At 58.8% G+C, this 6396-nt stretch carries 4 protein-coding genes and 1 pseudogene; 4 read left to right on the top strand and 1 reads right to left on the bottom strand.

The genetic code is table 11. The features are described from left to right. Together aceF and lpdA are read left to right on the top strand one after the other, a co-directional pair. On the top strand, window positions 1-1374 hold a 1374-nt coding region (gene aceF / locus NQ012_RS01875; RefSeq protein ID WP_257065794.1), incomplete at its 5' end, for a dihydrolipoyllysine-residue acetyltransferase. A 146-nt stretch (window positions 1375-1520) separates the two neighbouring features. Further along, window positions 1521-3314: a dihydrolipoyl dehydrogenase gene (gene lpdA / locus NQ012_RS01870; RefSeq protein ID WP_257065793.1), complete on the top strand. Its 1794-nt coding sequence runs from the start codon at window positions 1521-1523 to the stop codon at window positions 3312-3314. Between the two features lie 78 nt (window positions 3315-3392). Here the strand turns inward: lpdA and tgt are convergent, their stop codons facing one another. Next, window positions 3393-4508 (bottom strand): tRNA guanosine(34) transglycosylase Tgt, encoded by a 1116-nt coding sequence (gene tgt / locus NQ012_RS01865; RefSeq protein ID WP_257065792.1) that lies wholly within the window; start codon window positions 4506-4508, stop codon window positions 3393-3395. A gap of 128 nt (window positions 4509-4636) precedes the next feature. Between tgt and ung the strand changes: the two are divergent. Both ung and gshB read left to right on the top strand, forming a co-directional pair. Further along, window positions 4637-5302 (top strand): annotated as a pseudogene (gene ung / locus NQ012_RS01860) (uracil-DNA glycosylase); the annotation flags it as partial. Between the two features lie 126 nt (window positions 5303-5428). Continuing rightward, entirely contained in the window at window positions 5429-6385 is a 957-nt protein-coding gene (gshB, locus tag NQ012_RS01855) for a glutathione synthase (protein WP_257065791.1), read from the top strand. Window positions 6386-6396: the final 11 nt, after the last annotated feature.

Genomic DNA, 6396 nt, shown 5'->3' with positions numbered 1-6396 from the left:
GCCCCCGCAGCCGCCCAAACGGCCGCTCCCGCCCCTGCCGCACAAGCAGGCGGCGCAACCGTTAAAGTGGAAGTGCCCGACATCGGCGGCCACGATAATGTGGACGTAATTGCCGTGGAAGTGAAAGTGGGCGATACCGTAGCCGCCGACGACACGCTGATTACATTGGAAACCGACAAAGCCACCATGGACGTGCCCAGCACCGCCGCCGGCGTAGTAAAAGCCGTTTATGTGAAAGTGGGCGACAAAGTTTCGCAAGGCACGCAGATTATCGAAGTAGAAACCGCCGGCCAAGCCGCAGCCGCCCCCGCGCCTGCCGCAGAAGCGCCTAAAGCCGCGCCCGCTCCGCAGGCAGCACCTGCCGCAGCGAAACCCGCAGCCGCCCCCGCCGCATCTGCCGCGCCCGTGGCCGCATTCGGCAACACGCCGATTAACGAAGCCGCGTTCGCCAAAGCGCATGCTGGCCCTTCCGCACGCAAACTGGCGCGCGAACTGGGCGTGGATTTGGGCTTGGTAAAAGGCAGCGGCGAAAAAGGGCGCATTGTCGGCGACGACATCAAAGCCTTTGTGAAAGCAGCCATGCAGGGTGGGGCAGGCAAAGCCGCGCCCGTTGCGGCTGGCGCACCGTCGCTCGGCGGCGGCCTCGACCTGCTGCCGTGGCCGAAAATCGATTTCAGCAAATTCGGCGAAATCGAAACCGTGCCGCTGTCGCGCATCAAGAAAATTTCCGGCCAGAATCTTTCGCGCAACTGGGTGATGATTCCCCACGTTACCGTGAACGATGAAGCCGACATGACCGATTTGGAAACCTTCCGCCAGCAGCTCAACAAAGAGTGGGAGCGCGAAGGCTTGAAACTGTCGCCGCTGGCATTTGTGATCAAAGCATCGGTGGTGGCGCTCAAAGCCTTCCCCGAGTTCAACTCTTCGCTCGACGGCGATAATCTGGTTTTGAAAAAGTTCTACAACATCGGTTTCGCCGCCGACACCCCCAACGGTTTGGTGGTGCCGGTGATTAAAGACGCCGACAAGAAAGGTCTGAAAGAAATTTCGCAAGAGCTGACCGAATTGAGCAAAAAAGCCCGCGACGGCAAGCTCAAACCCAACGAAATGCAAGGCGCAACCTTCACCATTTCGAGTTTGGGCGGCATCGGCGGCACCAGCTTCACCCCGATTGTGAACGCTCCCGAAGTGGCCATTTTGGGCGTGTGCAAATCGCAGATGAAACCCGTTTGGAACGGCAAAGAATTCCAGCCGCGCTTAATGTGCCCGCTGAGCCTGTCGTTCGACCACCGCGTAATCGACGGCGCGGCCGGTATGCGCTTTACCGTGTATATCGCCAACCTGCTGAAAGATTTCCGCCGCGTGGTGCTGTAAGGTTTTCAGACGGCCTTTAAATGCTGATAAGGCCGTCTGAAAAGAAAAAACATCAAAAGGCAGCAGAAAAGGGCGCCCCTAATCTGCCGCATGATTTTTCAGACGGCCTGCCTTGAATCAGGCCGTTTTTGAAAGAAAGGTTCAAAATGAGCTTAATCGAATTAAAAGTGCCCGATATCGGCGGCCACGAAAACGTGGACATCATCGCCGTAGAAATCAAAGCGGGCGACACCGTGGCGGTTGAAGACACGCTGGTTACATTGGAAACCGACAAAGCCACCATGGACGTGCCGGCCGAAGCCGCCGGCGTGGTGAAAGAAGTGAAAGTGAAAGTGGGCGACAAAATTTCGGAAGGCGGCGTGATTGCCGTGATTGAAGCCGCCGCTGAAGCGCCCAAAGCCGAACCCAAGGCAGAAGCGCCCAAAGCCGAAGCGGCGCCCGCGCAGCAGGAAGCCCCCCAAGCCGCTGCCGCCGCGCCGCAGGCCGCGCAATTCAGCGGCAAGGCCGATGCCGAATACGACGTTGTGGTGCTGGGCGGCGGCCCCGGCGGTTATTCCGCCGCGTTTGCCGCAGCCGACGAAGGCTTGAAAGTTGCCATCGTCGAGCGTTACGCCACCTTGGGCGGCGTGTGCCTGAACGTGGGCTGCATCCCCTCCAAAGCCCTGCTGCACAACGCCAACGTAATCGACGAAGTGCGCCATCTGGCCGCCAACGGCATCAAATATCCCGAACCCGAGCTGGATATCGATATGCTGCGCACCTACAAAGAAAAAGTGATCGGCAAACTCACCGGCGGTTTGGCCGGCATGGCGAAAATGCGCAAAGTCGACGTGATTCGCGGCAACGGCAAATTCGTCGGCCCCAACCACATGGAAGTGGCGCTAACCACCGGCAGCGGCAAAGACGAAACCGGCGAAAAACAAACCGTTGCGTTTAAAAACGCCATCATCGCCGCCGGCAGCCGCGTGGTGAACCTGCCGTTTATTCCCGAAGACCCGCGCATCATCGACTCAACCGGCGCGCTCGCCCTCAAATCGGTGCCGGGCAAAATGCTGATTATCGGCGGCGGTATCATCGGCCTTGAAATGGGCACGGTGTACAGCACGCTGGGCACGCGCCTCGACGTGGTCGAAATGATGGACGGCCTGATGCAGGGCGCCGACCGCGACTTGGTGAAAGTGTGGCAGAAGCAGAACGAATACCGCTTCGACAATATCATGGTCAACACCAAAACCGTGGCGGTAGAGCCGAAAGAAGACGGCGTTTACGTTACCTTCGAAGGCGCCAATGCCCCCAAAGAGCCGCAACGCTACGACGTGGTGCTGGTGGCCGCCGGCCGTGCGCCCAACGGCAAATTAATCGGTGCCGAAAACGCCGGCGTGGCCGTTACCGAGCGCGGCTTTATCGAAGTGGACAAACAGATGCGCACCAACGTGCCGCACATCTACGCCATCGGCGACATCGTCGGCCAGCCCATGCTGGCGCATAAAGCCGTGCACGAAGGCCACGTTGCCGCCGAAAACTGCGCCGGCCACAAAGCCTATTTCGATGCGCGTGTGATCCCCGGCGTGGCCTACACCGCTCCCGAAGTGGCGTGGGTGGGCGTAACCGAAACCGCCGCCAAAGAGCAGGGCATCAAAATCACCAAAGCCAACTTCCCGTGGGCCGCTTCCGGCCGCGCCATCGCCAACGGCTGCGACCAGGGCTTTACCAAGCTGATTTTCGACGCCGAAACCGGCCGCATCATCGGCGGCGGCATCGTCGGCCCCAACGGCGGCGACATGATCGGCGAAATCTGCCTGGCCATCGAAATGGGCTGCGATGCAACCGATATCGGCAAAACCATCCACCCGCACCCGACCTTGGGCGAAACCATCGGCCTTGCCGCCGAAGTGGCGCTGGGCGTGTGCACCGATTTGCCGCCGCAACGTAAGAAATAAAGAGGTTGCCGCTGTTGTGTTAACAGGCCGTCTGAAAGTTTTCAGACGGCCTGTTGCTTTTGCAAAAGCATTCGGGTTTTAATCTGTGCCGCGCGCGCGGTTTTCGTGGAACTGCGCCTGCCAGCCGGCAAACCTGCCCTGTTCGATGGCTTCGCGCATTTCTGCCATGATCACCTGATAAAAATGCAGGTTGTGGATGGTGTTCAGTTGAGCGCCGAGGATTTCGCCGGCTTTGTGCAGATGATAAAGATAGGCGCGGCTGAAGTTTTTGCAGGCGTAGCAGGTGCAGGTTTCGTCGAGCGGGCGCGTGTCGTGTTTGTGTTTGGCGTTTTTGATCTTGATGTCGCCGAAGCGGGTGAACAGCCAGCCGTTGCGGGCGTTGCGGGTGGGCATCACGCAGTCGAACATATCCACGCCGTGTGCCACGCCGTATACCAAATCTTCGGGCGTACCCACGCCCATCAGATAATGCGGTTTGTGCGCGGGCAGCATCGGGCCGACGGCGCGCAGCATACGGTACATTTCGGGCTTGGGTTCGCCCACGGAGAGGCCGCCGATGGCCAGCCCGGGAAAGTCGAACTGCTCCAGCCCGCGCAGCGATTCTTCGCGCAGATCTTCATACATCGCGCCTTGCACGATGCCGAAGAGGGCGTTGGGGTTTTTCAGCTCTTCAAACGCTTTTTTGCTGCGCTCCGCCCAGCGCAGGCTCATTTGCAGCGATTTTCGCGCCTGCTCGTGCGAGGCTTCGCCGGGCGTGCATTCGTCGAGCTGCATCACGATGTCAGAATTGAGCACGGTTTGGATTTTCATCGAGATTTCGGGCGATAAAAACAGTTTGTCGCCGTTAATCGGGCTTTTGAAAGTGCAGCCTTCTTCGGTGAGTTTGCGCATATCGGAGAGCGAAAACACTTGGAAACCGCCCGAATCGGTGAGAATCGGTTTGTCCCAGCCGATGAATTGGTGCAGGCCGCCGAATTGTCCGATCACTTCCAGCCCGGGGCGCAGCCATAAATGGTAGGTGTTGCCGAGGATAATCTGCGCGTTGATGTCGTGCAGGTTTTGCGGTGTCATCGCTTTGACCGAGCCGTAGGTGCCTACGGGCATGAATACGGGGGTTTCGATGGTGCCGTGGTTGAGTTCGAGCGTGCCGCGGCGGGCATGGCCGTCGGTTTTGTGCAGGGTGAATTTAAGCATGGCAAAGCGGAAAAAATATAGTCAGGCCGCGATTATATAGCCTATCGCTTGGTGCGGTAAGGCCGTCTGAAACATTTCGGACGGCCTTTCTTATATAATGGCACGGTTCGTTCACACCGTTTACGGAGCAGTTTATGCAAACTTGGCACGACGCCCTCGGCGCGGAGAAGCAGCAGCCTTATTTCCAAAATATTTTAAACACCGTTAAAGCCGAACGCGCAAGCGGGCAGACGGTGTATCCGCCGGCGGCCGATGTGTTTAATGCGTTCAAAGCCACCGAGTTCGGCCAAGTGAAGGTGGTGATTCTGGGGCAAGACCCTTACCATGGCGCGGGGCAGGCGCATGGGTTGGCGTTTTCGGTGCGCCCCGAAGTGGATATTCCGCCGTCGCTGGCGAATATTTATAAAGAGCTGGCAACCGATATCGAGGGCTTTCACATTCCCAACCACGGTTATCTGCAACATTGGGCGGACCAGGGCGTGCTGCTGCTCAACACCGTGCTCACCGTGCGCGCGCATCAGGCGCATTCACACGCCGCGCTGGGCTGGGAGCAGTTTACCGACCGCGTGATTGCGCAATTGAACGAACACCGCCGCAACGTGGTGTTTATGCTGTGGGGCAGCCACGCGCAGAAGAAAGGCGCGTTTATCGACCGCAGCCGCCATTTGGTGTTGAGCGCGCCGCACCCGTCGCCGCTGTCGGCCTACCGCGGCTTTTTCGGCTGCCGCCATTTTTCGCAGGCCAACGCTTATTTGCAGCAACACGGGTTGGGCGCGGTGGATTGGCAGGTGTAAGGAAACACTGTCGCGGCCGTCTGAAACCGCAGCGGCATTTTCAGACGGCCTTAACCTATTGCGCCGCAGATGGCGGTTTTGCAAAGGTTTCAGGGTGTATGATTGGCACGATTCAAAAGGAAATTTATGAAAATCTTATTTATCGCCGACCCGATGGCAACGTTCAAAACCTATAAAGACACCACCTACGCCATGATGCGCGAAATGGCTGCACGTGGCTGGGCGCTGTTCCACACCCTGAGCAGCGAGCTTTCGGTGCAAAACGGCAGCGTAACGGCGCAGGCCGCACCGTTTGAGTTTGCCGGCGCGAAAAATGATTATGACCACGAATGGTTCACAGCCGGAGAAAAAATTCAGACGGCCTTGAAAGATTTCGACGCCGTGATTATGCGCACCGACCCGCCTTTCGATATGCAGTATCTCTACGCCACCCAGCTGCTCACGCTGGCCGAAGGGCAGGGCGCGAAAGTGTTCAACAGCGGGCAGGCCATGCGCGATTTCAACGAAAAACTGGCGATTCTGAATTTCGGCCGCTTTACCGCGCCCACGCTGGTGAGCACCCGCGCCGCCGACGTGCGCGCCTTTCTGCAAGAACACGGCGACATCATCGTAAAACCGCTCGACGGCATGGGCGGCATGGGCATCTTCCGCCTCACCGAAGCCGACCCCAATATCGGCAGCATACTCGAAACCCTGATGCGGCTCGACACGCGCACCATTATGGCGCAGCGTTATATTCCCGAAATCGTGCACGGCGACAAACGCGTGTTGGTGATTGGCGGCGAAGTGGTGCCGTTTGCGCTGGCGCGTATCCCGCAAAACGGCGAAACGCGCGGCAACCTGGCTGCCGGCGGGCGCGGCGTGGCGCAGGAGCTTTCCGCGTGCGACCGCGAAATCGCCGAAACCCTCGCGCCCGAATTGAAACGCCGCGGCATTTTGCTGGCAGGCCTGGACGTAATCGGCGACTGTCTCACCGAAGTCAACGTAACCAGCCCCACCGGTTTTCAGGAAATCATGAAGCAGAAAGGCTTCGATGTGGCCGCCATGTTCGCCGATGCCGTTGCGGCATGGTCGAAACTGTAAGGCCGTCTGAA

Source organism: Neisseria dentiae (assembly GCF_024580525.1).
GTDB lineage: Bacteria > Pseudomonadota > Gammaproteobacteria > Burkholderiales > Neisseriaceae > Neisseria > Neisseria dentiae_A.
Note: the sequence above shows the minus strand (reverse complement) of the source record. Positions and strands in the feature narration are given on the sequence as shown.